Raw genomic sequence first — 23261 nt, 5'->3', positions numbered from 1 at the left:
TCCCGGTGAGGAGCCCTCCGACAACGACGGCTGCCAGACCGGCGTTGAGCGATGTTCGACGAGTGAATGCCATGGGCAGCAGTAGTACGTGCAGCGATCTGACCGGGGCAATGTTTCTCCGTGGCCCATTGATGCCAGTGGCACACGTGGGCCAGAATTCGGCCGGTGACCACCGAAGCGACCACCGGACTGACCGCTGCGGGGATCGACCCGTTCGACGAGCGCGTCTATCGCGCGATCCTCACCCGGCACACCGCGCGCCCCGCGGAACTCGCCGCGGACCTGGACCACTCGCCGGACCGGGTCGCCCGCGCGCTGGACCGGTTGCGCGACCACGGGCTGGTCGGCCGGCTCGCCGGAAGCCGCCGCCGCTATGCCGCGATCGAGCCGCGGGCGGCGATGGAGGCACTGATCAGGGCCAGGACCGTCGAGCTGGACCAGGTCAGGAGCGCGGCGACCGAACTGTCCCTGCTGTTCGCCGGAGCACAGGAGGGCGCCACCGACGACGTCGAGATCATCACCGGCAGCGAAGCGCTGGGCCGCTGGTTCGTACGCCTCCAGCAGGAAGCCTGCAAGGAGGTCATCGCCCTCGACCGGCCGCCGTACGCGCTGACCACCTCCAACCCGGTGGAGACCGCCGCGCTGGCTCGCGGCGTGGAATACCGCTCGGTCTACGCCCCTGAGGCGCTGCAGTGGCCGGGCGTCCTCGGTGACATCCGCGAGCTGATCGGCCACGGCGAACAGGCGCGGGTGCTGCCGGGGTTGCGCGTCAAACTCGCCGTCGCCGACCGCCGGCTCGCGCTGATGCCGCTGTCGCTCGACCTCAGCGACGTACGTGCCGCGGTCATCCACCCCTCCACCCTGCTCGACGCGCTCATCGACTACTGGGAGATGTGCTGGCGGCAGGCCACTCCGCTGGGCGCCCCCGCCGAGGACCCGCTCGACGAGGAGGACAGGCAGCTGCTGACCCTTCTGGTCAGCGGCCTCAAGGACGAGGCGATAGCCCGCCAGCTCGGCCTGTCGATCCGCACCATGCGCCGCCGGATGAGCCGCCTCCTGGAACTGCTCGGCGCGGCCAACCGCTTCCAGGCCGGAGTCATCGCGGCCCGCAGCGACTGGCTGTGAGCGGCCCGCCGCCGCGCTCATCCGCCGGACTGCAGTGAGGCCCAGGTGTCAGGGTCGACGCTGCCGGTCGCGTCGAGCTTGTGGTCGCCCTGGTAGTCGCGTACAGCCTGCTCGGTGACGGGGCCGTAGTCGCCGTCGATCACCACGGTCCTGTCCAGCGCCACCGTCAGCGCACGTTGGAGTCGGCTCACCGCCTCACCACCGGAGCCGACCTGCAGGTCCGGGGTGTCGCCGCGGGCGAGCAGCGCCGTCCAGGTCCGCGGGCCGATCCGGCCAAGGGCCTGCAGGCCCGTGGCTGCCTGGTAGGCCTGGACGGCAGCGGCCGTGGACGGCCCGAAGTCACCGTCCACCGGTCCGGGGTCGTGGCCGGCCGCGGCCAGCAGGCACTGGGCGGCCGTGACCGCGTCGCCGGTTGCTCCGGGATCCAGCGCCGGGTAGGCGGTGAAGTCCAAGGCCGCCCCGCTGCACGCGGCCGGCTTCGCATCTCCCGGTTGCGGCGCGAGGTAGAGGGTCACCTGGGCGCCCGCGGAGGCGCTGCTGCCGGGCTCGGGATCCTGGCGCAGCACCTGGCCCGGCTCCACCTGCTGTGCTTCGGGGGAGTCGTCGGTCTGCGTCCTGACGGTGAAGCCGGCGTCCTCCAGCGTCTGCCGTGCCTGGTCGGCCGACTGCCCCACCACATCGGGGATCGCCGGCGCCCCCGGTGCCGCGGGATCGGTCGGGAGCGTCTCGTCGGCACCTCCCGTGCTGCCTTGCGGCCGCTCGATGCCCGCACCCTGCTCCGTCACGTCGACCAGCTCGAACGCCGCCTGGGCCTTATCCGCCGGTTTGACCTGCACGGCCTTCTTCCTGTCGTAGCCCTTCCACTTCTTGTTCCTCCCGCTGACCTTGAGATCGATGTCGATCTTGTCGATGTTCCGGTCGTAGGCACGCAGCGGGTTGCCGCAACTGCACTGCACCACCGGCTGCCCGTAGGCATCCACCAGGACCGCGATGCCGGCTTGCAGCAGCGCGGTGAAGCCGGACGCCTTGCCGTTCTTGAAATCGTGGTTCTTCACCAGCGTGTCGTTGCGCAACAGCACCGGTGTCCACCGCTTGACGGTCTTCTCGATGTCCTTGGGCTTCACCCCCAGGACGTCGGTCCAGGCAGCGGCCTGCCGGGCGTACTTCGCGTCCTTCAGGAAGCTGACCAGTCTCGCCTTGTCGCAGCGGCCCTTCATGCGGGTGCCGCCGAACACGCCGGGGGCGCCTCCCGACTGCTGCCCGCCACCCAACTGGTCAACGACGCCGAGGACATCCAGCCCCAGTCCTACGGTGCGAAAGAACGGCGACTCCGACACCACCCCCAGCGTCACCGCCCGCACCGCCACTCTCTCCTTGCGCGTGCAGCCGACCAGCAGCCCGCTGGTGCCGAGCACCGCCAGGACAACGGCGAGCGCGACGCTTCTCGACCACCGTGGTCTTCCCTCCACCACTTGCCCCCCTCCCGAGAATTCAGCGACCGCCGCGCATCGCGCGGATGGGACGAGAAAGCGCACTTCCTCATTCCGGTACGGTCACCAGGGGCCCCGACCCCCGCCGCGGCCGCCCGTACACGCACGCTGCCAGCTCTCGTCCGGCCCCGGCCAGAGCAGCGTGTCACTCAGTGACCCGGCGCCGAATTTCCCGAAGAATCCCGGACCCGGCCCGGCTGCCGGTGCCATGCTGGAGGGGTGGCTCATGGGGGACGGGCTCGGGGGTGGGGGCATGGACGACCACACGGTGATAGGCCGGGTGACGGCGATCCTGGAAGTGGTCGCCGCGGGCACCGGTCCGTGCTCGCTGGCACGGATGGCCGCCGAGACCGGCATCCCCAAACCGACGGTGCGGCGCATCGCCAACCAGCTCGTCGCCGAGCGTGTTCTGTCCCGGGACCCGCGGGGCTACCTGCTCGGACTCCGCCTGATCGAGCTGGGCGGCGCGGCGACCGCTCAGCTCGGCACCGCGGAAGCCGCGGCGCCCTTCGTGCACGAACTCCACGAGCGGACACGCCAGATCGCCTGGGTGGCGGCCTTCGACGGTGAGGCGCTGGTCGTCCTCGACACGGCTTACCCGGCGGAACACGCGACGCTGATGGCCGCCACCTGGCGGCCGCGATTAGCGCTGGGGCCGGCGGTGACCGCCGCCGGGCATCTGCTCCTCTCGCTGCGGCCGGCCGAGGTGGACCAGGTCCTGAGCCGCGGCCTGACCCGGCTGACACCGCACACCGTGACCAGCCCGCGCCTGCTCCACGGACGGGTGCGGCGTGCCGCCGACACCGGCGTCGCCTACGAACGCGAGGAGATCCAGCTGGGCTGGTGGTGCGGAGCGGCACTCGTGCCCGCTCCCGCCGGAACGTACGCCTTCGGCCTGATCTCACCGGTGCGGGCGGTCCCCATGGCCCGCGGGATCGCCCAGCTACGGCGGGCCGCCGATCACCTCCGGCGCGAACTCGCGGCCCGACCCGGCCCTGTAGCCCGGGGCGACCGCTCGGCGCTCAGGCCGGCGGGCGGCCCATCGTCCGGCTGAGGGTGTCGGGGTCGGCGTCGTAGCCGACCAGCAGGCTGTGGAATTCCCACGCGCCCGACGCGGCGCGGGTGAACTCCGCCAGCGTCGCCCCCGTCGCGGGGCCGACCGAGGTGAAGTCGTCCTCGGCCAGCACGGTGTAGCCGGTCACGAGCTGGTAGGCCGGGTTGGCCACCGTCTGGAACTCCAGGCGCCCGAAGCCCTGTTGGATGGCCACGCCGACCACGACCCGGCCGTACTCGGAGCTGAGCCGGCCCAGGTCGAGGGTCAGCACCTCGTCGAAGCCCAGGCCCTTGCCGTCGGTGCTGTCGCGGTTGAGCCAGATCGTGCCGTCGGGCGAGAACCGGCTTTCGAAGGCGACCAGATACGCCGGGTCGCCGTGCTCCGCCCCGACCCGGTACGTCGCGGCTATCAGGTCCAGATCGCTCGGCGGGGCCCCCAACGGACTCGGGTCCCACTTCAGTCGTGCCTCGGCCCGTTCGATGCCCTTGCTGAGGCCGCTCATCGGATGCCTCCCCCTGGGGCGGCCGTCTGGCCGCCGCCTTTCCTCTCGATTAACCCTTTCGCGTCCTCGCTGTCCACACCTTCCCGCCCTGGGCGGCTTCGAGCGGCGTCTTCCGGCCATCTCGGGCCGCGAGGGCCGGTCCCGTCCTTGGCGGTCACGGTGACGTTCGAGGTGCCCGCCGCGGTCGGTGTTCCCGAGATCAGCCCGGAGGCCGCGTTGATGGACAGGTCGGTGGCGCTGCAGGTGAGCGTCTGCCCGGTCGCGGAGTCGGCGGCATGGACCTGGAGGACGGCCGCCGTACCCACCGTGCGACCCGGTCGGCACTCAGGGTGCCGCCGGAAGTGGTCGCCGCGGTCGGGGTCTTGGTGCCGGAGATCCCGTCGGGGTAGTTGCCGCCCATCGCCAGGTCCCAGATGATGAAGAAGCCGTGGTCGATGGCCTGCTGCCAGGCCCGCTCTGTGCCACCGGAGGCCTTTGCGGGGGTCACACGGGCGGCGCCTGTCGGGGCGGGCGGGAGGGCTCGGGGTGCGGGGTGCCGAGTTCGGGCTCCAGTCCGTCGGCCACCACCGCGAGCGGGCGGTGGGCGTCGGAGCGCCACAGCTCGAAGGCCCACGTCGTCGCCGTGACCACCGTCAGCCCGAGCAGCCAGCCGCCGATCACGTCGCTGCACCAGTGGACGCCCAGCGCCACGCGGGTGAAGCCCACGCCCGCCACGGCCAGCGCCGCCGCCAGCCAGCACAGCCGGTGCGCCGCACGGGGGATCAGCGGGAGCAGGACCAGCAGGAAGATCGCGAAGGACGTGGTGGCCGTCATCGCGTGCCCCGAGGGGAAGGAGTAGCCCGGCGCGTGCGCCACCGGATCGGGCAGGTCGGGGCGGGCGCGTTCGACGACGGCCTTGACCAGCACACCGGTGGCCGCCCCGGCGATCGCGGTCACCGCGGACCACGCCGCCAGCCGCCAGGCCCTGCGGTGCAGCAGCCACAGCGTCAGCAGGGCCACCGCGGTGCGCAGGATGCCGGGGCCGAGGATCCAGTCGGACACGAAGGCCAGCACCCGCGTCCACTCGTGGTGGCGGACCGCGAAGCGGTGCAGCGCGCCGGCCGCACCCGCGTCCACCCGCCTGAGCGGCCCCCAGTGCGCCTCGACCAGCACCAGGACCAGCCCGAAGCACACCGCGGCCGCCGCGGCCGCCGCGGCCGAACCCAGCAGGTGGGCGCCGTACTTCCGGTCGGCGCGGCGCGCGCGGTCGAAAGCGGACAGCGGGCCGGTGGGGGCGGTGCGCGAGAACATGTCAGGCTCCAGGATCGGATTGGACGGGACCCGGCCGCCGCGCCCGTGCCGCCTCCAGCTGGGCCGCGAAGGACAGTCCGAGGAAGAGCGCCAGCGACGTCAGATAGGACCAGAGCAGCAGGGCCATGAAGGCGCTCAGGGGCCCGTAGACCGTGTCGAAGGAGCCGCTGAGCCGCAGGTAGAGGGCCAGCAGCGCGGTGAGCGCGGCCCACAGGACGATGTAGACGGCGGCGCCGAACACCAGCCAGGTGTAGCCCGGCTGGCGGCGGCGCGGCGACCGCCGGAAGATCACGCTCGCGGAGGCCAGCGCGAGGAGTACGCCGACGGGCCAGCGCACGGTGTTCCAGACGTCCAGGGTGGTGCCGCCGCCCAGGTGCCAGACGGCCGTGGCGGACGCCCCGAGGTCGTCGCCCGCGACCAGCATGATCGTCGCCAGCCCCAGCGGTGTGCCGGCCGTCACGGACATCAGCAGGCCGCGCCCGTACTTCTGGCGGAAGGGGCGGTCGCGCTCGATACCGTAGATGCGGTTCGCCCCGCGCTCGATCTGGCACATGGCCGTCGTCAGGTTCACCCAGGAGAAGGCCAGCCCGAACCACAGGGCGAACTGGGCGCCCTCACCGGCGTGCCGGCGGCTGCGGGCGAGGGCGTCGTCCACCACCTGCTCGCTCGGCCCCGACGCGAGCCGGCGGATCGTCAGCTCCGCGATACGGCCCAGGCTCTCGCCGTGCAGCGCCGAGGACAGCCCCACGAAGGCGATGGCCAGCGGGATCACCGCCAGCACGATCTGCAGGGCCAGGGCGCGGGCGTGGCTGAAGCCGTCGGCGTAGCGGAAGCGTACGAAGGAGTCGCGCAGCAGCGGCCAGCGGCCGTAGCGGAGCAGCGCCGCCATCGCCTCGTCGGCGGACAGCTCGTCCTCCGGCATGCCGCGGGTCTGCGGGACCCGTTTCGCGGTACCCACTCATGCCTCCGGGCCGGGGTCGGGGAGCAGGACGCGCAAGGCGCCGGGCACCACGCGCGCCGACATCCGGCGCCCCGCCGCCACCGGATCCCCGTCGATCTCGCGCGGACGCGGGGAGTCCAGGACGACTTCCGCCTCGCGGCAGGTGAAGGTCTCCAGGCCGCCGGGGCGCGGATGCCGGGCGGGTCCGCGCAGGATGTCGGAGGCGGCGGACACCCAGCCGCGCAGGCCGTGCGGGTCGAGCAGCGCGATGTGCAGCAGGCCGTCGTCGGGGCGGGCGTCCGGCGCGAGGGAGGCGCCGCCCTGCAGGCCGCCGACGTTGGCGATCACCGCCATGCGCACCGAGCGGCGTATCGGCTCGCCGCCGTCCAGGCGCAGCGTGACCTGGGCAGGGGTGGTGCGCAGGGCGCGTACCGAGGCCAGGGCGTAGGCGGGCCAGCCCAGCGCGGACTTGGCGCGGGCCGGCGTCCCCTCCATCAGCGCCGCGTCCAGTCCGGTGCCGGCCATGGCGCAGAAGTGGCTCGCGGGAAGCCCGTCCCCCTCGACACGTCCGACGTCCATGGGGCGCGGTGTCCCGCCGAGCGCCGCGTCGAGGGCGCGGGCCGGGTCGAGCGGCAGGCCGAGGTTGCGGGCCAGCAGGTTGCCCGTGCCGTAGGGGGCCACCGCCAGCGGCACACCGGTGCCGGCCAGGGCGTCGGCGACCGCGCGGACGGTCCCGTCGCCGCCGCAGACGACGACCAGCGCGGCTCCTTCCGCCGCGGCCCGCGCCGCCTGGCCGCGGCCGGGGTCCTCCGCCGTCGTCTCGGCGAAGCGCGGTGCGCCCCGGCCGTGGCGCTCCAGCACGCGCCGGAGCCGGTCGCGGTCCGACGCGCCGACGGAGAGGGGGTTGACGACCACCACGGTCGCCCCCGGCTCCGGCGCCGCGGCCTGGGCCCCGTCCCCGGCGGTGTCCACGGCGCCGTCCGGCAGCGGGGCGGGCACGGCGTCGCCGGCCAGCACCGACCGGCACACGACGAGCAGCGACAGCGCCCCGTTGAGCATCCCGCCCGCGACGTCCGTCGGGTGGTGCATGCCGCGGTACATCCGGCAGGTGCCCACCCCGATCGGCACCAGCAGCAGGAGGGCCGCCACCGCGATGCGCCAGGGGCGGCCGAGCCGCCGGGTCCTGGTGAGCACCAGCACGGCGAGCCCGCCGTAGAGGGCGGTGGCCGCCCCGGTGTGCCCCGAGGTGTAGCTCGACGTGGGCGGCGAGTGGTCGAGCCGGTGCACCTCGGGCCGGTCGCGGTCCACGGCGGAGGTGATCGCGAGGAAGACCAGCGCCTGGAGCGACACGCTCACCGCGAGGAAGACCGCCTCGCGCCACCGGGGCAGGGCGGGCACGAAGACCAGCAGCGCGCAGGCGGCCAGGGTGATCGCGATGATCGTCAGGGTGTTGCCGGCCTCCGACCCCCATGACGTCACCGTGTCGAAGGCACTCGTCCGCACGCGCTCGAAGCCCTCGTTGACACGGTCCTCCGCGGTGATCGGCCACAGGTGCCGTGCGGGCCCCGTGATGAGCAGCCCGAAGCCGATCATCAAGGCCGCCTGGCACACGGTCAGCGCGGCGATGCTGACGGCCGCCCGGGTGGCGCCGGTGGTCGGCGCGGGCCGGCGCCCGGCGGGCGACACGGCCGGCGGTCTGCGGCCCGGGTGGCCCGGGACGCTGCGGTCCGGGATCGCGGTTGGCATGGTTTCCCCTGTTCTGCGGGTGCTGCGAGGGATGCTCGCCCGGCGGCGCACCGAGGACTCCGGTGCCGTCAGGACGGCGGGGGCGGGCTCAGAGGAAGCGGCGGATGGGCCGCACGGCGGCCTCGCGGGCACGCTGGAGCGGGAGACGGCGGCGCCACCGGGTGGGGTCGATCGCCTCCGCGCGCCGCATGTCCTCGTCGAAGTCGGCGTCCAGCGAGGCGGTGAAATCCTCGTCCAGCACCGCCAGCATGACTTCCTCGTCGTGGTCCATCGACCGGCGGTTGAAGTTGGAGGAGCCGATCAGCGCGCCGATCCCGTCCACCGTGAGGATCTTGGTGTGCAGCATCGTCGGCTGGTATTCAAGGACCTCCACGCCCGCGTCCAGCAGCGAGGAGTAGAGGTGCTGGCCGGCGAGCCGGCAGGCGCGCTGGTCGGTGTGCGGGCCGGGCAGCAGGATCTGCACCCGCACGCCCCGCCGGGCGGTCGCGCACAGCAGGCCGGCGAAGTAGTCGTCGGGGGCGAAGTAGGCCGTGGAGAGCCGGAGCCGTTGCTCCGCGGAGGTGATGACGACGCGCAGCAGGGTCTGCATGTCCTGCCAGCCGACACTCGCGGAACCGCGGACCACCTGCACCACCGACCGGCCCGGCTGCTCGTGCGCGACGAAGCGGTCCCGGTCGTCGAAGAGGTCGCTGTGGCATTCCGCCCAGTTCTGGGCGAAGGCGGCGGCGACCCCGTCCACGGCCGGTCCGCGCACCTCGACGTGGGTGTCGCGCCACTCCCGGGGATTGCGGGCGTCGCCGCACCACTCCTCGGCTATGCCCACCCCGCCGGTGAACGCCTGCCGCTCGTCGATGATCAGCGCCTTGCGGTGGCAGCGGTGGTTCTGCTTGAGCGGCGACAGCAACAGCGGCTTGCGGAACCAGGCCACCTGCACGCCGGCCCTTTCCATCATCGGCAGGAGGTCCGGTTCGATCTGCTTCGCGCCGAAGCCGTCCAGCAGGAGCCGCACCCGCACCCCGGCCGCGGCCCGCTCCGCGAGGGCGTGCGCGAAGTCCCGGGCGATCTGGCCGCGCCAGTACACGAAGGTCATCATGTCGATGGTGTGCCGGGCGCCGGCCACCGCCGCCAGGAGCGCGGGGAATATCTGGTCGCCGTTGCGCAGCGGCCGCAGGAGGTTGCCCTCGGTCGCGGCGATGCCGATGAGGCGCTCCAGCCGCCGCCGCAGGCGCTGCGCCTGGGCCTGCCGGTCCACGCCCGGGTCCGCCTCCGCGGTCCGCGGGCCGTCACCCTGCCGTGCGGCACGGAATTCCACAGCCGTCATGCGTGCCTCCCGGGCGGACACAGGTCATCGGCCGTCCCCGGTGGACGGCACTCTGGCCCGTCTGCCCCGAGTCAGCGGAACAAGGCCCGCCGGTCGGCGGTACGTTTCCGCCGTCGCGCGCCGCGGGAGGGCACCTGGAGTCGTCGCCGTCGCACTGTTCCTTGGCGGACAGGGACGTGACCGAGGTGGAAAACCGGGTGACCCCGGTGCCGCCCTCCGGTCCGCCGGGCGAGGTAGCGGGCTGAGCCGACGGCGGCGAGCGCCGCCGGCCTGCTCGTCGCATGCGGCCGGCTGGACGCCGTGACCCCGGGGCCACGGCGTCCAGCGCCGCGTCACGCTGCCGAACGCCGCCGCGAGCGCACCACGAGCAGCACCGCGCCGCCGATCAGGCCGCAGCCCAGCGCGATTCCGCCGATCAGGCCGACCGGGTCGCCGCCGGTGGCCGCCAGGTCGCCGCTGGTGGAGCCGGACGTGCCCGACGTCCCCGAGGTGCCGGCCGTCCCGCCGGTGCCGCCGGAGACGCTGCCGCCCGCGGACCCCGTCGTACCCCCGGTGCCGCTGCCGCCGGTGCCACCGCCCGAGGTGCCACCGCCCGAGGTGCCGCCGCCGATCGCGGTGCCGCCCGAGGCCGCGTTGAGCACGACCTTCGCGCTGTTGTTCGCGGTGTTCTTGTCGTACGCCCTGGCCGCGACGGACGCGCTGCCGGTCGCGTTGGGCACGACCTTGTCCACCCGCAGCTTGAAGTGGATGTCCTGCGACTTGCCGCTCAGGAAGTAGAAGCCGAGCGGGCAGGAGTACCGGGCGCCGCGGACGTTGTGGTTCAGCGGCTTGCCGTTCGCGTCGTAGACGCCGCAGTTCTCGAAGAGGTCGACCACCGTGGTCCCCGGCGGGGGGCGGAAGTCGACGTAGTCGATCGGGTTCTCGCCCCACGCGTCCACGTAGTCGGCCGGCCCCTGGTTGGCGACCGACACGACGGCGTCGACCAACGCGCCCTTCTTGCCCCGCAGCTGCGGCACCGACAGGGCCAGCTCAGCGGTGTTGGCGACGTCGACCTTCACGTCGCCCATGTACGGCGTGCCGTTCGCGAGGACGGGGGAGCCGTCGGGGGCCAGGTCCGGTCCTGTGCCCTGGACCAGCGTGTGCTGCTTGCGCTCGGTGGCCAGAGTGTCGGAGGTGTACGGGCCGGCGCCGAATTCCACGTCCTCGATCAGCGCGTTGGCACCCGCGGTGAAGGTCAGGCCCCCGTACGACACCGTGCCGCCGGGCGTGACCGGCGGGAGCGCGCACATCATGAAGCCGACCTTGCCGGCGCCGTCGACCTCGTACCAGCAGTTGCCGAACCGCGGCACGGAGTCCAGGGCGTGCGAGGGGGTCGCGTACAGCGCCGTGCCCTCTCCCGGCTCACCGCCGTGGTTGGTCAGGGCGAAGGGCAGCGCCACCGTGCCGCCCGGCGCCGGCCCGAGCTTGTCCGGCACCCCGTGCAGCTCGACGTCGGCACCCGCCCGCACGCTGACCTGCGTCTGAGCGTGATCGTCCGCCTTGCCCGGCGCGTGGCCGGTGGAGCGGATCACCCCCGAGGCACCGCTGTGAGCCCCGGCGGCCGCCTTCAGTTGCAGCACCACCGACGAGTCCAGCGTCCGGTCCGCGATCGGGACGTCGCACTCGGCCCCGCTGCCGTCCGCGGCCGGCGTGCAGGCCGACGGCCAGGTGATGTCGGCGAGGCCGGAGATGTCGGAGGTGTCGATCGTCAGCGAGCCCGCCAGCACACCCCCGACAACGCTGCGGACGAGCTGCACCTTCAGGGACTTCACCGGGTTCTGCCCGGCGGACGGCCCCAGCGGCAGCGGCAGCTGCGTCGGGGCGAGCACCGATATCCGCGTGCTGTCGGCCTGGGCGGGCGACATGGCGGCGCCCGCCGCCAGACCCACCGCCACCACGGCGGTGACCATCCACCGCGCTCTGCTCCGCGACGCACCGCGCCGCCCGCGCAACCCCATCATGTCCCGCCCCTTGATCCTCGTAATGTGAACACGAAGACTGTGATCGGTGAACAAAGGTTGTACGCGGGCCTGTTGGTGTGGGCGCCGTCGATGAACGCCAGGCCGGGGAAGCCGAGTGGTGCGCCTACGACCGGGTCCGCCGAGGACCGCGTGATGCCCCCCGAACACGGCCGCCGCCTGGCCGAGCTGCCCCTCACCCCGGGACCAGGCCGGCACAAGGAGCACGGTCGGGTCGTCCTGAGGGCCGGCGGTCCCCAGCGCGCGCAGGCCCGCGAGTTCGGCGTCGCCGTACGGCAGCCGCTGGCCGCAGTGACCCCGCCTGTCCGATGGGAGCGTGAACGCGTCCGGTCGGCGGAGGCCTGCCGCGGTGGTCCGCGTGAGGATGTGGGACATCGCATCCGCAGCAACCGCTGCCCCGATCCAGGAGGTCCCCGTGATCATCGCCATCGTCGACTTCGGCACCGCCGCCACCGACCGCGCGGCCGCCCTCGGCCAACTCGACGCCGAGCGCGGCCGGATCAGCGCCATGCCCGGCAACCTCGCCTTCCGGGTGTACGCCTCCCGGGAGGACGACGGCCGGGTCACCATCGTGCACGAATGGGAGGACGAGGCGGCGTTCGACGGCTACCTGGAGTCAGCCTCCTTCGCGCGTTTCAGCGAGGCGATCCGGCCGATCATGGCCGGCGCGCCGGTGAGCCGGCGCTTCCGCGCCGAGTTGCTGGCGACGGTCGCCTGACCGGTATCGCGGCGGACCGCTAAAATCGGCTCGTGCGAGGCCATCGATGACCCGCCAGGCGTACAGCTTCGTCCGCACCTTCGCCGCGGGGCCCGCTCGCGAATTCCGCGTCGACCGCCATTATCTGCTCTGCGCCTCCGCCGGCGCCCTCCGGCTGGAGGCGCAGGGCCGGGCGTGGCTGCTGCCGCCGGCTCGGGCCGCACTGATCGAGGCGGGCCGGGCGATCCAGGTGAGTATCCCGGGGCCGGTCACGACCGCGTCGGCGCTCTTCGACACCGGATTCACCCCGCCCCCGCCCGCGCCGCTGACCGTGTTCGACCTCAGCCCCCTCGCACGCTCCCTGGTGGCCGAGTGCGGCGCGTGGGGCGACAGCGACCAGCCCCTCACCGCGTACGCCGAGACCCTGTTCGCCGCGCTCGCCGCGGTGACCTGGCGGCTCGCCGAGCGGCCGAGCCCGGTCGTCGTGCCGGTCGGGCGGTCTCCGGAGCTGCGCCGGGCCCTGCGACTGACCGAGGAGCGGCTCGACGGTGACGTCCGCTTCGAGGACCTGGCGCAGGAGGTCGGCCTCGCGCCGCGGTCGCTGGCACGCCGCTTCTCGGACGAGACCGGCATGACCTGGCGGGCGGCCCTGCGCCGGATGCGCCTGCTGCGCGCGATCGAGGAACTCGCCGCAGGCGATACCCCGGTGACGGAGATCGCCTTCACGGTCGGCTACACCTCCCTGTCGGCGTTCAACGCCGCTTTCCGGGAACTGACCGGCCGCACGCCCACCGACTACAGGGCCAGCTTCCGTCCCTGAGCCCGCGGCGCCGGGCCGGCGGCGTGGCGGCAGGATCACGCATCATGTCCCGGGCAGCAGAACGCGGCCGCGGCCGCACCTGGACACCGCCTTTTCTCGGCCGCGGTTTCGCCGGGAGCCGGGATCCCGTCGTGCGCGAGCCGACTGCCCGGCCGACCGGGAGATCCAGGACAGTGCCGGTACGGGCGACGTGCTCCGCCTGGAGCGGGGCGGCACCGCGGTGCGCGTCGTCGTGGGGTTCACCCGCCCCGGGACCGCCGAGCCGGGCAGTGCCGGCGCTCCCCGGCCCGTCCTCGACCGCTTCTCCTGCACCGTGACGCCCGGGGCCGACGTCGAGGCGGTCATGGGCGGCACCTGCCCGCGTGCGACAGGCACTCCGACGCCCGGGTCCAGCCGGTCGGGGGGGTTGAGCGGCCGAAGCCGGCGAGGCGGGGACGCCCTGCTGCCCGCCGGTCACCACCGCCTCGCTCTCAGAGGCCGGGGCGAGGCCGAAGTCGAGAAGAAGGGCTGATCGGCCCATGGCCCGGACTGATCGGCCGGTGGCCGTGTCACGCGGTTCGGGTGACCGTGGGAGGAGGACCCGCGGTGACGGACACCGTGGGGGCGACGCCTGGAGGGCGACACACGATGACTCGGTATGCGGTGGTCGGATTCGACGGTTCGGGAGCAGGCGTCGTCGCGGCGCGATGGGCCGCGGCCCAGGCGGTGTCGCGGGGGCTGGCCCTGCGGGTCGTCACGGTTGTTCCTCCGGTCCACCCGGCACCGGCAGGGGTCTCGGCCGTGCCCGGTCGGGCGCGGCAGCACGTCGCAGGGATCACGCTCGCCGGGATCGTGCGGGACCACCCCAGGCTGGAGGCCATGGCGCGGGAGGTGCCCGGGACGCCGGCGGAGGTGCTGAGCGAGATCGGGCAAGGCGCGGATCTGCTGGTGGTCGGCACTCGGGGTACTGGCGGGTTCGCCGGACTGCGGCTGGGATCGGTGGCGCTGGGGGTGGCGGGTGCTGCTCCTTGTCCAGTGGCGCTCGTTCCGGCACCTGTCCTCGCTGATGACAGGGTTCCCGAGGTGGTGGTCGGCGTCGACGCACACAATCCCGACGGGAAGGCGCTGGACCTGGCGTTCGACGCGGCTCGGCTGGGAAGGGCCCGACTGCGGGCGGTGCACGCCTGGCACCTTCCGCCGCCGTACGACGAGTCGGCGATCGCCGTGCTGGAGGAGGACCGGGCGGAGTGGGAGGACGCCGAGGTGCTGCTGCTGGACGACGTGCTGCGCGGTTGGCGGGAGAAGTATCCCGGGGTGCATGTCCTCCCCGACGTCCGCCTGCTCGGTCCGGCCGACGCGCTGGTACGGGCTTCCGCCGGAGCGGATCTCCTGGTCGTCGGCCGTGGGCCGCGGAAGGTGTCCGCCCTCGGGGCGGTCGCGCACGCGGTCGCCCACCACAGCGCCTGCCCTGTGCTGCTGGCCTCGCGCCACTGACCGGGCAGATGTGTGGGGCCCGCCCGGTTCGGGGCGGGCCCCACACATCTGCCCGGGAATGTCACAGGCGGGCTGCGACGTACTGCGTGAGGTCGAGCAGCCGGTTGCTGTAGCCCCACTCGTTGTCGTACCAGCCGAAGACCTTCACCAGGCGGTCGTGCACCTGGGTCAGCGGTGCGTCGATGATGCAGGACGCCGGATCGCCGATCACGTCGCGCGAGACGATGGGTGCGGTGTTGACGCGGAGGATGCCGGCGAGCGGGCCGGCCGCGGCCTGGTCGAAGGCGGCGTTCACCTCGTCGGCGGAGGTGCCGCGGGCCAGCAGGACGGTCAGGTCGGTGAGGGAGCCGTCCTCGACCGGTACGCGGACGGCGATGCCGTCCAGTTTTCCGGCCAGCGCCGGCAGCACCAGTCCGACGGCGCGGGCCGCGCCGGTGCTGGTGGGGATGAGGCTCAGGGCGGCTGACCTGGCGCGTCGCAGGTCCTTGTGCGGGCCGTCCAGCAGGGACTGGTCGTTGGTGTAGCCGTGGACGGTCGTCATCAGGCCGCTCTCGATCCCGAACCGGTCCTGGAGGACCGCGACCATCGGCGCCACGCAGTTCGTCGTGCAGGAGGCGTTGGAGACGATGTCGTGTCGCGCCGGCTCGTAGGCGGTGTGGTTCACGCCCATGACCAAGGTGGCGTCGACGTCCGTGCCCGGTGACGACAGCAGGACCTTCCTGGCCCCGGCCTTCAGGTGGGCGGCGGCCTGGTCGCGGGTGCGCAGGCGGCCGGTGGACTCGATCACGATGTCCACGCTCTCCTCGGACCAGGCGAGAGCGGCAGGGTCGCGGTGCGCGGTCACCGCTATGCGGTGGCCGGCCACGGTGAGGCTGCGGTCGTCGTGGCTGACAGGGGTGTGGAGCCGGCCGTAGGTGGAGTCGTACTCCAGCAGATGGGCGAGGGTGGAGACCGGGGCGATGTCGTTGACGGCGACCACCTCGATCTCGGATGCCTCACGGGCCAGGAGGGCACGCAGGTAGCTGCGGCCGATGCGGCCGAAGCCGTTGATGCCGATGCGGACGGTCATGGCAGGCGCTTCCTTTCGCCGGGGTCCGGCGGTGGTGGGGGGAGACTGTGCGGGGCACCGCCCGGTGGGCGGTGCCCCGTGGTGGGCGGACCGGGCACTGTTACCGGAGCCACTGGTGGTCGCGGACGACGGGGAGTTGCGCCCAGCGGCGGCCGAGGCCCCAGGCGGTGCCTGCCGCGGTGAGGGCGAACAGGATCATCGCGAGGGCGTAGACGACGTGGTAGTCCACGAACGGGTTGGACGACATGCTCGGGGCGCCGGTCGACAGGTGCTGGGCGGGCGGCCATTCGGCGGCCCACATCATCGCCATCAGGGTGGTGCCGGCCACGGCGGTGGCCCGCAGGGCGATGCCGCTGACGAGGGCGACGCCGATGCCGAGCATGCCGAGCATGAACAGCCAGTCGGTCCAGCCCTGTCCGGCGATGCTGTGGAAGAAGGACTGCAGCGGGCCGGCGGAGACCCCGGTGAGGAAGCCCTTGGTCGGCGAGCCGCCGTCGATCCAGCCCTTGCCGGATCCGGTGGCGTAGTGCCAGCCGAAGGTCTTGTCGAGGAACGCCCACAGGAAGATGAACCCGGTCGCGATCCGCACGGCGGCCAGCGACTTGGCGGCGGCGGTGGTGGCGCCGGCGGCGGTGGTCGCCGTGTCGCTCACGTCGCCGGCGGATGCCCCGTTCCAGGTGGGCAGGTGGAATCCGGTGTGCCGGGGGGTGTTGTGGTGGACGGCCATGGTGACTCCCTGTTCAGTGGGTGGTTGTTGGGTACGCCATTACTGTCCTGCGCGCGGCGGTGTCGGCGCTGGGGGCCCAAGACCCCGGCCGGGGGGCCGAACGGCCCTGCCCGCAGGCCCGGTTGGGGCGGTGTCGGCGCATGGCGGCGGGGCCCGCCGGATCTCTCCGACGGGCCCCTGTGACGGTCGGGCGGGGGCTCAGCCCTCCCAGGTCCAGTCGGCGACCTCGGGCAGGTCGGTGCCGTGTTCGCGTATCCAGGCGTGGTGCCGCAACCGGGTGTCCTCCATCAACTGGCGCACGGGGGCGGCCGGTACGGCGAGGCCGGGAACGCGGTCTATGACGTCCATGACGAGGCGGTAGCGGTCGAGGTCGTTGCGGACGACCATGTCGAAGGGCGTGGTGGTGGTGCCGTTCTCCTTGTAGCCGCGCACGTGCAGATGGGCGTGGTTGGTGCGGCGGTAGGCGAGCCGGTGGATGAGCCAGGGGTAGCCGTGGTAGGCGAAGATCACCGGTTTGTCAGGGGTGAACAGCGCGTCGTACTCCGCGCCTGACATGCCGTGCGGATGCTCCTCTCCGGGCAGCAGGCGTGCCAGATCGACGACGTTGACGACGCGCAAGGCCAGCTGCGGCAGGTGGCGGCGGAGCAACTGGACGGCGGCCAGGACCTCCTGGGTGGGCACGTCGCCGGCGCAGGCGAGCACCACGTCGGGCTCGGCGCGGCCGTCCTCGGTGCCGGCCCACTGCCAGATCCCGGCGCCGCGCGCGCAGTGCGCCCTGGCGTCGTCGAGGGACAGCCAGTCGAAGGTGGGCTGCTTGCCGGCGACGACGACGTTGACGTAGTCCTTGGACTTCAGGACGTGGTCGGCGACGGACAGCAGGGTGTTGGTGTCCGGCGGAAGATAGACCCGGACGACCTCGGGTGCCTTGTTGAGGACGTGGTCGATGAAGCCCGGGTCCTGGTGGGAGAAGCCGTTGTGGTCCTGCCGCCAGACGTGCGAGGTGAGCAGGTAGTTGAGCGAGGCGATCGGGCGGCGCCAGGGAATCTGCCGGGTGGTGCGCAGCCACTTGACGTGCTGGTTGACCATCGAGTCGACGATGTGCACGAAGGCCTCGTAGCAGGAGAAGAGGCCGTGCCGCCCGGTCAGCAGGTAGCCCTCCAGCCAGCCCTGGCAGGTGTGTTCTGACAGGATCTCCATCACGCGGCCGTGCGGGTCCAGGTTCTCGTCGACCGGCAGGGTCTCTGCCTGCCATGCCTTGCCGGACGCGGCGTAGACGGCCTGGAGCCGGTTGGAGGCGGTCTCGTCCGGGCCGACGATCCGGAAGTCGCGGCGCCCGGCCGTGTCGGCCATGACCTGTGCGAGGAGGTCGCCCAGGACACGGGTGGGTTCGTGCAGGGTGACACCCGGCTTCTCCACGGGCACCGCGAAGCGGTCCAGCGCCGGGACGGGCAGGTCGTGCAGCAGCAGACCGCCGTTGGTGTGCGGGTTGGCGCCCAGCCGGCGCTCCCCGTCAGGAACGCACGCCAGCACCTGCGGGCGCGGGCGCCCGGCCGCGTCGAAGAGTTCGTCGGGGCGGTAGGAGCGCAGCCATTCCTCCAGCTGGCGCAGGTGGGCCGGGTTGGTGCGGACTTCGGACAGCGGGACCTGGTGGGCACGCCACGTCCCTTCGACGGGCAGGCCGTCGACCTCGGCGGGTCCTGTCCAGCCCTTCGGGGTGCGCAGCACGATCACCGGCCAGCGGGGCCGTTCGGTGGCGCCCTGCTCGCGGGCCGCCTTCTGGAAGGCGGCGATACGGTCCAGGGCGGTGTCCATCGCCGCGGCCATCGCCCGGTGCACGGCCAGGGGTTCGTCGCCGGTGACGTGGATCGGGTCGTGGCCGTAACCGCGCAGCAGCTCGTCCAGCTCGGTTTCGGGGAGCCGTGACAGGACCGTGGGGTTGGCGATCTTGTAGCCGTTCAGGTGCAGGATCGGCAGGACGGCGCCGTCGTTCACCGGGTCGAGGAACTTGTTGGAGTGCCAGGAGGCGGCCAGCGGTCCGGTCTCGGCCTCACCGTCGCCGATCACGCAGGCCACGACCAGGTCAGGGTTGTCGAGCGCGGCGCCGTAGGCGTGCGAGAGGGAGTAGCCCAACTCGCCGCCCTCGTGGATCGAACCCGGTGTCTCCGGGGCGACGTGGGAGGGCACCCCGCCGGGGAAGGAGAACTGCCGGAAGAGCAGGCCCATGCCCTCCGCGTCCCGGCTGACATCCGGGTAGGTCTCGGAATAGCTGCCCTCCAGCCAGGAGTTCGCGAGGACCGCGGGGCCGCCGTGTCCGGGGCCCCATATGCAGATCGCGTCCGTACCGCGGGACTTGACGGCCCGGTTGAGGTGGGTGTGGACAAGGTTCAGGCCCGGTGAGGTGCCCCAGTGGCCGAGCAGCCGCGGCTTGACGTGCTCCGGGCGCAGCGGCTCGGTCAGCAGCGGGTTGCCCATCAGGTAGATCTGGCCGACGGCCAGGTAGTTCGCCGCCCGCCAGTGCGCGTCCAAGGCGCGCAGTTCGTCTTCGGACAGCGGGGCGACGGCGGGCGAGGGGGCGTCGGACATGGGATTCCTCCGGGGCGGGTCGGGGTCGTGAGCCCGACTCTCCCGGCCGCGGAACCCTCCCGAGTAGGGCCATCCGGTGTACTTCCGCGGCCACTTGTCCCCCCTCGGCTAGGGTGCGGGGACCGGCACGACGGCGACAGGGCAGCGCGAGTGGCGCAGCAGGGCCTCGGTGACCGGGCCGAGTCCGCGGCCGTGCCGGGCCCGCCGGGGGTGTGACGCCAGCACCAGGAGGTCGGCGTTTGCGGTCGCCTCGATGAGCACTCGGTACGGAGTGACGCGTACGGGCCGGGTGTGCGCCGCGAGGCCGGGTCCGCTCTCGGGCAGGGCCGCGACCACGCCCCCGGGCACCCCGGCGGCCGCCACCGGCTGGCGGGCGATCCCGTCCTGGACGAGTCCGGCCGGGCGTGGGCCGGGCCCGCCGCGGAACGCCGGGCGGTAGGACCACACGTGCAGGACGGTCAGCCCACCGCCGCGCAGGGCGGCTTCCTCGAAGGCGAACAGCGCTGCCTCGGTGTCGTCGTCGCTTTCCAGCCCGAGCAGGACGCCTCTCCGGCGGCCCGGAGACGCGGGGTGCGCGCCGCCGCGTACGACGAGCAGCGGTCCGTGTGCGCGGGCGGCCAGCCCCCGGCTGACGGAGTGGGTCAGCAGTCCGGCGATGGCGCCGGCCCCCCGGGTGCCGACGACGGTGAGTTCCGCTTTCCGGCTGCGTTCGGCCAGGATACCGACGGGATCGCCGACGACCGCCGACTGCCGTACGGCCAGGGCCGGATGCCGCTGCCCGAGCCTGGCGGCGGCCGCCCGCAGGACGGGACCTGCCTCATCGGTATCCGGGACACAGGAGACGATGTCCAGGACGGCGGACCGGCGCTCCGCTTCGAGCGCGGCCGCATCCATCGCCCGGAAAGCCGCCACCGATCCGTCCATCCCCACGACCACCTCACGCTCACGCATGTCCGTTCCCTTCACCGTCGGGTCTGAGCACTGCCGTCTCCATCCTTGTGACCGCTCGCCGCCGGCCGGGAGGGCCCGCACGCGCCGTCCTGCGGGCCGACCCGTCCCCACGACAGGGCCGTTCGGCACTCGGCAACGACTCGCGGGAGGGGCAGCGTGTGGGGTGCGGGCCACCCGGCACGCCGCAGGACGTCCAGCGGGAGGCGACCACCATGAGCAGGTCGATGTGGCTGTGGCGGGTGCGGCGCAGTCCGCTGCGGCGTCGGTCCTACGCCGTGGAAGCCTGGGCACTCCTGGCGGCGGGCGCAGTGACGGCTGCCGGAGCGGTGACGACCGGTGTGGCGGTGGCGGACGAGGTCCAGCACCACCTCGCCCAGCAGCGCACGCAGCGGCATCCCACGACGGCGGTGCTGACCCAGGACTCCTCGGCGCAGGCGGGCTACCTGTCCGACCGGTTCGCCGAGGTGGTGTGGACGGCTCCGGACGGCACCCGCCGCTCCGCGCGCACCAGGGTCGGCGCCGCGCAGAAGAGCGGTGACCGCGTCGGCGTGTGGACCGACGGACGGGGGCAACTCACGCCGGCGCCACTCGACGCCCCGGCCGCGCGGCTGGAGGCGGCGGTCGACGGTGGAGCCGTCGGCCTCGGAGCCTGTGCCATGGGCCTCCTCGGCTGCGCGATCGCCGTACGGCTCGGCGCGAAGCGCCGGGCGGGGCAGTGGGCCGCGGAATGGACCGTTGTCGGCCCGCAGTGGGACCGCAGAAGAGCCTGAACCGCCATCGACAAGTCGGAGGACCGATCCATGACTCAACCGAGGACTCAGCGACCCGCGGCGGCCACGGCCGACCAGGCGCCGCCCGCGGCGGCCGTCGACCGGCTGGTCGACGACGCCACCGCTGCGCTCGCCGCGTTCGGGTCACTCACCCAGGAAGAGGTCGACCACATCGTCGCGAAGGCGTCCGTGGCGGCCCTGGACCAGCACACCGAGCTGGCCCGCGCCGCGGTGGAGGAGACCGGGCGCGGGGTGTTCGAGGACAAGGCGGCGAAGAACATGTTCGCCTGTGAGCACGTCGTCCACAGCCTCGCCGGCATCAGGACCGTCGGGGTGGTCAGCCGCAACGACATCGACGGGCTGATCGAGATCGCCGAACCCGTCGGAGTCGTGTGCGCCCTCACTCCGGTCACCAACCCCACCTCGACCACCGTCTTCAAGGCCCTGCTCGCGCTGAAGACACGCAACCCGGTGGTGTTCGCCTTCCACCCTTCGGCCCAGCGGTGCAGCGCCATCGCCGCTCGCACCGTGCGGGACGCCGCCGTGGCCGCAGGCGCGCCCGAGCACTGCGTCCAGTGGATCGAGGAGCCGTCGATGGAGGCCACCGGCGCGCTGATGCGGCACCCCGGTGTCGCGATGATCCTCGCCACCGGCGGGAACGCCATGGTCAAGGCCGCGTACTCCGCGGGCAAGCCCGCCGTCGGCGTCGGCGCGGGCAATGTTCCCGCCTACGTCCACCGCAGCGCGGACCTGCGCCGGGCGGTCAACGACCTGGTGCTGTCCAAGTCCTTCGACAACGGCATGATCTGCGCCTCGGAGCAGGCCGTCATCCTCGACAGCGATATCTACGAGCGGGCGCTCGAACTCTTCGGCGAACTCCACGCGCACCGGGCCACAGCGCAGGAGAAGAAGCAACTGGAGGCATATCTCTTCCCTGAGGACCCGAGCGGCGGCGAGGTGAAGGTGAACTCCGCTGCGGTCGGCATGAGTTGCGAGTGGATCGCCCGGCAGGCCGGCTTCACCGTGCCGGCAGGAACCTCGGTCATCCTGGCCGAGGCCGACCACGTGGGGCCCGACGAGCCGCTGACCCGCGAGAAGCTGTGCCCCGTCCTGACCGTGCTGCGGGCCGCCTCCACCGAGCACGGCTTCGACCTGGCCGCCCGGATGGTCGCCTTCCACGGCCAGGGCCACAGCGCCGTCATCCACACCGGTGACCCGGCTCTGGCCGAGGAATACGGCCGCCGTATGCAAACCGTGCGGATCATCGTCAACGCGCCGTCCTCGCAAGGCGCCATCGGCGGGATCTACAACCGGCTGCTGCCCTCGCTGACCCTCGGCTGCGGCTCCTGGGGCAGAACGTCGGTGTCCGACAACGTCTCCGCCGCGCAGCTGCTGAACATCAAAAGGGTGACGCTGCGCCAGAACAACCTGCAGTGGTTCAAGGTGCCGCCCAAGATCTACTTCGAGCCGCAGGCCATCCGCTACCTGACGGCCATGCCCGGTGTCAGGCGCGTCACCGTCGTCACCGACGCCACCATGACCAGGCTCGGGTACGTCCACCGCGTCAACGAGGTGCTGCAGCGGCGCGAGCAGCCGGTGACCATCCAGGTCATCGACGACGTCGAACCCGAACCGAGCATCGACTCCGTCCAGCGCGGCGCGGCCCTGATGCGCGGCTTCCACCCCGACACGATCATCGCCCTCGGCGGCGGATCGGCCATGGACGCGGCCAAGGTGATGTGGCTGCTCTACGAGCAGCCGGACGTCGACTTCTCCGACATGCGGCAGAAGTTCTCCGACATCCGCAAGCGCGCCTTCCGCTTCCCCGTGCTCGGCGAGCTGGCGACGCTGGTGTGCATCCCCACCACATCCGGGACCGGAGCCGAAGTCACCCCGTTCGCGGTCATCTCCGATCCGGCCACCGGCAAGAAGTACCCGCTGGCCGACTACGCCCTGACCCCCAGCGTCGCGATCATCGACCCCACGCTACGGCCGAACTGCCCGCCGCCATAGCCGCAGACAGCGGCTTCGACGCCCTCACCCACGCCACCGAGGCATACGTGTCGGTCTATGCCAACGACTTCACCGACGGTCTCGCCCTGCACGCGATCAAGCTCGTCTTCGGCAACCTGGAAGCAGCGGTGAACGGTCCTGCCGGGCATCCGGCGGCGCGGGAGAAGATGCACAACGCCGGCACGATCGCCGGCATGGCCTTCGGCAACGCCTTCCTCGGCATCGTCCACGCCATGTCCCACACGCTGGGCGCCACCTTCCACGTCGCCCACGGCCGGACCAACGCCGTACTGCTGCCGCACGTCATCCGGTACAACGGCACCGTCCCGGCGAAGCTCACGGGCTGGCCCAAGTACGAGAGGTATCAGGCACCTGAGCGCTTCCAGGACATCGCGCGGGCACTCGGCCTGCCCGCGGCGACCCCCGCCGAGGGCGTGGCCGCCTACGCGGCGGCCGTGGAGCGGCTGCGCGACGCCGTCCACATCGAACCGTCCTTCGCCGCCATGGGCATCGACGAGGCGGCGTTCACCGCGGCCCTGCCGCAGCAGGCACTGAACGCCTTCGAGGACCAGTGCGCCCCAGCCAACCCGCGGACGCCGATGGTCGACGACATGCGGGACCTGATGCGTGCTGCCTACCAGGGCACCGCGCCCGCCGACGGGCAGTGATCCC

19 protein-coding genes and 1 pseudogene are annotated in these 23261 nt (G+C 72.8%); 7 read left to right on the top strand and 13 right to left on the bottom strand.

Annotated features, from left to right (window positions below):
* The first annotated feature begins 165 nt into the window (after positions 1-165).
* Positions 166-1125, top strand: coding sequence for a LuxR C-terminal-related transcriptional regulator (locus OG900_04770; protein WUH89532.1), 960 nt, complete (start codon positions 166-168; stop codon positions 1123-1125).
* Between the two features lie 17 nt (positions 1126-1142).
* On the opposite strand, the gene OG900_04765 is transcribed toward OG900_04770, so the two are convergent.
* Entirely contained in the window at positions 1143-2594 is a 1452-nt protein-coding gene (locus OG900_04765) for a peptidoglycan-binding protein (GenBank protein WUH89531.1), read from the bottom strand.
* Between the two features lie 274 nt (positions 2595-2868).
* On the opposite strand from OG900_04765, the gene OG900_04760 reads away from it, so the two are divergent.
* Positions 2869-3669 (top strand): helix-turn-helix domain-containing protein, encoded by an 801-nt coding sequence (locus OG900_04760; protein ID WUH89530.1) that lies wholly within the window; start codon positions 2869-2871, stop codon positions 3667-3669.
* Here OG900_04760 and OG900_04755 read toward each other — a convergent pair.
* The 8 genes from OG900_04755 to OG900_04720 all read right to left on the bottom strand — a co-directional run bounded on the left by OG900_04755 (position 3638) and on the right by OG900_04720 (position 11417).
* Complete coding sequence (locus tag OG900_04755; GenBank protein WUH89529.1) at positions 3638-4171, bottom strand: TerD family protein; 534 nt, start codon at positions 4169-4171, stop codon at positions 3638-3640. The genes OG900_04760 and OG900_04755 overlap by 32 nt on opposite strands.
* On the bottom strand, positions 4168-4476 hold the full coding sequence (locus OG900_04750; GenBank protein WUH89528.1) for an Ig domain-containing protein: 309 nt from the start codon (positions 4474-4476) through the stop codon (positions 4168-4170). The genes OG900_04755 and OG900_04750 overlap by 4 nt, the downstream gene beginning before the upstream one ends.
* Positions 4371-4658 (bottom strand): hypothetical protein, encoded by a 288-nt coding sequence (locus tag OG900_04745; GenBank protein WUH96081.1) that lies wholly within the window; start codon positions 4656-4658, stop codon positions 4371-4373. The genes OG900_04750 and OG900_04745 overlap by 106 nt, the downstream gene beginning before the upstream one ends.
* Positions 4655-5461 carry a phosphatase PAP2 family protein gene (locus OG900_04740; GenBank protein WUH89527.1) on the bottom strand — a complete coding sequence of 269 codons (807 nt, stop codon included), beginning with the start codon at positions 5459-5461 and terminating at the stop codon, positions 4655-4657. The genes OG900_04745 and OG900_04740 overlap by 4 nt, the downstream gene beginning before the upstream one ends.
* A gap of 1 nt (position 5462) precedes the next feature.
* Positions 5463-6419 carry a YihY/virulence factor BrkB family protein gene (locus OG900_04735; protein WUH89526.1) on the bottom strand — a complete coding sequence of 319 codons (957 nt, stop codon included), beginning with the start codon at positions 6417-6419 and terminating at the stop codon, positions 5463-5465.
* Positions 6420-8147, bottom strand: a complete 1728-nt coding sequence (locus OG900_04730; GenBank protein WUH89525.1) for a diacylglycerol kinase family protein — start codon at positions 8145-8147, stop codon at positions 6420-6422.
* 88 nt (positions 8148-8235) lie between these two features.
* Positions 8236-9468, bottom strand: a complete 1233-nt coding sequence (locus OG900_04725; protein WUH89524.1) for a phospholipase D-like domain-containing protein — start codon at positions 9466-9468, stop codon at positions 8236-8238.
* 332 nt (positions 9469-9800) lie between these two features.
* Complete coding sequence (locus tag OG900_04720) at positions 9801-11417, bottom strand: hypothetical protein (GenBank protein WUH89523.1); 1617 nt, start codon at positions 11415-11417, stop codon at positions 9801-9803.
* Between the two features lie 484 nt (positions 11418-11901).
* Here OG900_04720 and OG900_04715 point away from each other — a divergent pair, with 484 nt between their 5' ends.
* From OG900_04715 to OG900_04705, 3 genes are all read left to right on the top strand, one after another.
* A complete protein-coding gene (locus OG900_04715; protein WUH89522.1) occupies positions 11902-12204 on the top strand; it encodes an antibiotic biosynthesis monooxygenase in 303 nt (100 codons plus the stop codon).
* 46 nt (positions 12205-12250) lie between these two features.
* Complete coding sequence (locus OG900_04710) at positions 12251-13003, top strand: AraC family transcriptional regulator (protein WUH89521.1); 753 nt, start codon at positions 12251-12253, stop codon at positions 13001-13003.
* A 627-nt stretch (positions 13004-13630) separates the two neighbouring features.
* Positions 13631-14476: a universal stress protein gene (locus OG900_04705; protein ID WUH89520.1), complete on the top strand. Its 846-nt coding sequence runs from the start codon at positions 13631-13633 to the stop codon at positions 14474-14476.
* 61 nt (positions 14477-14537) lie between these two features.
* On the opposite strand, the gene gap is transcribed toward OG900_04705, so the two are convergent.
* The 4 genes from gap to OG900_04685 form a co-directional block, all read right to left on the bottom strand.
* Positions 14538-15545 carry a type I glyceraldehyde-3-phosphate dehydrogenase gene (gap, locus tag OG900_04700; protein WUH89519.1) on the bottom strand — a complete coding sequence of 336 codons (1008 nt, stop codon included), beginning with the start codon at positions 15543-15545 and terminating at the stop codon, positions 14538-14540.
* Positions 15546-15645: 100 nt separating this feature from the next.
* Positions 15646-16272, bottom strand: a complete 627-nt coding sequence (locus OG900_04695) for a hypothetical protein (GenBank protein WUH89518.1) — start codon at positions 16270-16272, stop codon at positions 15646-15648.
* 198 nt (positions 16273-16470) lie between these two features.
* Positions 16471-18855, bottom strand: a complete 2385-nt coding sequence (locus tag OG900_04690; GenBank protein ID WUH89517.1) for a phosphoketolase family protein — start codon at positions 18853-18855, stop codon at positions 16471-16473.
* 108 nt (positions 18856-18963) lie between these two features.
* Positions 18964-19806 carry a universal stress protein gene (locus OG900_04685; protein ID WUH89516.1) on the bottom strand — a complete coding sequence of 281 codons (843 nt, stop codon included), beginning with the start codon at positions 19804-19806 and terminating at the stop codon, positions 18964-18966.
* A 212-nt stretch (positions 19807-20018) separates the two neighbouring features.
* Here OG900_04685 and OG900_04680 point away from each other — a divergent pair, with 212 nt between their 5' ends.
* Together OG900_04680 and adhE are read left to right on the top strand one after the other, a co-directional pair.
* Positions 20019-20576, top strand: coding sequence for a hypothetical protein (locus OG900_04680; protein ID WUH89515.1), 558 nt, complete (start codon positions 20019-20021; stop codon positions 20574-20576).
* 30 nt (positions 20577-20606) lie between these two features.
* Positions 20607-23257, top strand: a pseudogene (gene adhE, locus OG900_04675) (bifunctional acetaldehyde-CoA/alcohol dehydrogenase).
* Positions 23258-23261: the final 4 nt, after the last annotated feature.

The organism is Streptomyces sp. NBC_00433 (genome assembly GCA_036015235.1).
GTDB lineage: Bacteria > Actinomycetota > Actinomycetes > Streptomycetales > Streptomycetaceae > Actinacidiphila.
This window is presented reverse-complemented; position numbering and strand designations above follow the sequence as displayed.

Coding starts and splice junctions, on each gene's coding strand:
- OG900_04760 (WUH89530.1), top strand. CDS start 2,869: ATGGACGACCACACGGTGATAGGCCGGGTGACGGCGATCCTGGAAGTG.
- OG900_04755 (WUH89529.1), bottom strand. CDS start 4,171: ATGAGCGGCCTCAGCAAGGGCATCGAACGGGCCGAGGCACGACTGAAG.
- OG900_04740 (WUH89527.1), bottom strand. CDS start 5,461: ATGTTCTCGCGCACCGCCCCCACCGGCCCGCTGTCCGCTTTCGACCGC.
- OG900_04730 (WUH89525.1), bottom strand. CDS start 8,147: ATGCCAACCGCGATCCCGGACCGCAGCGTCCCGGGCCACCCGGGCCGC.
- OG900_04725 (WUH89524.1), bottom strand. CDS start 9,468: ATGACGGCTGTGGAATTCCGTGCCGCACGGCAGGGTGACGGCCCGCGG.
- OG900_04720 (WUH89523.1), bottom strand. CDS start 11,417: ATGGTCACCGCCGTGGTGGCGGTGGGTCTGGCGGCGGGCGCCGCCATG.
- OG900_04710 (WUH89521.1), top strand. CDS start 12,251: ATGACCCGCCAGGCGTACAGCTTCGTCCGCACCTTCGCCGCGGGGCCC.
- OG900_04705 (WUH89520.1), top strand. CDS start 13,631: ATGACTCGGTATGCGGTGGTCGGATTCGACGGTTCGGGAGCAGGCGTC.
- gap (WUH89519.1), bottom strand. CDS start 15,545: ATGACCGTCCGCATCGGCATCAACGGCTTCGGCCGCATCGGCCGCAGC.
- OG900_04695 (WUH89518.1), bottom strand. CDS start 16,272: ATGGCCGTCCACCACAACACCCCCCGGCACACCGGATTCCACCTGCCC.
- OG900_04690 (WUH89517.1), bottom strand. CDS start 18,855: ATGTCCGACGCCCCCTCGCCCGCCGTCGCCCCGCTGTCCGAAGACGAA.
- OG900_04685 (WUH89516.1), bottom strand. CDS start 19,806: ATGCGTGAGCGTGAGGTGGTCGTGGGGATGGACGGATCGGTGGCGGCT.
- OG900_04680 (WUH89515.1), top strand. CDS start 20,019: ATGAGCAGGTCGATGTGGCTGTGGCGGGTGCGGCGCAGTCCGCTGCGG.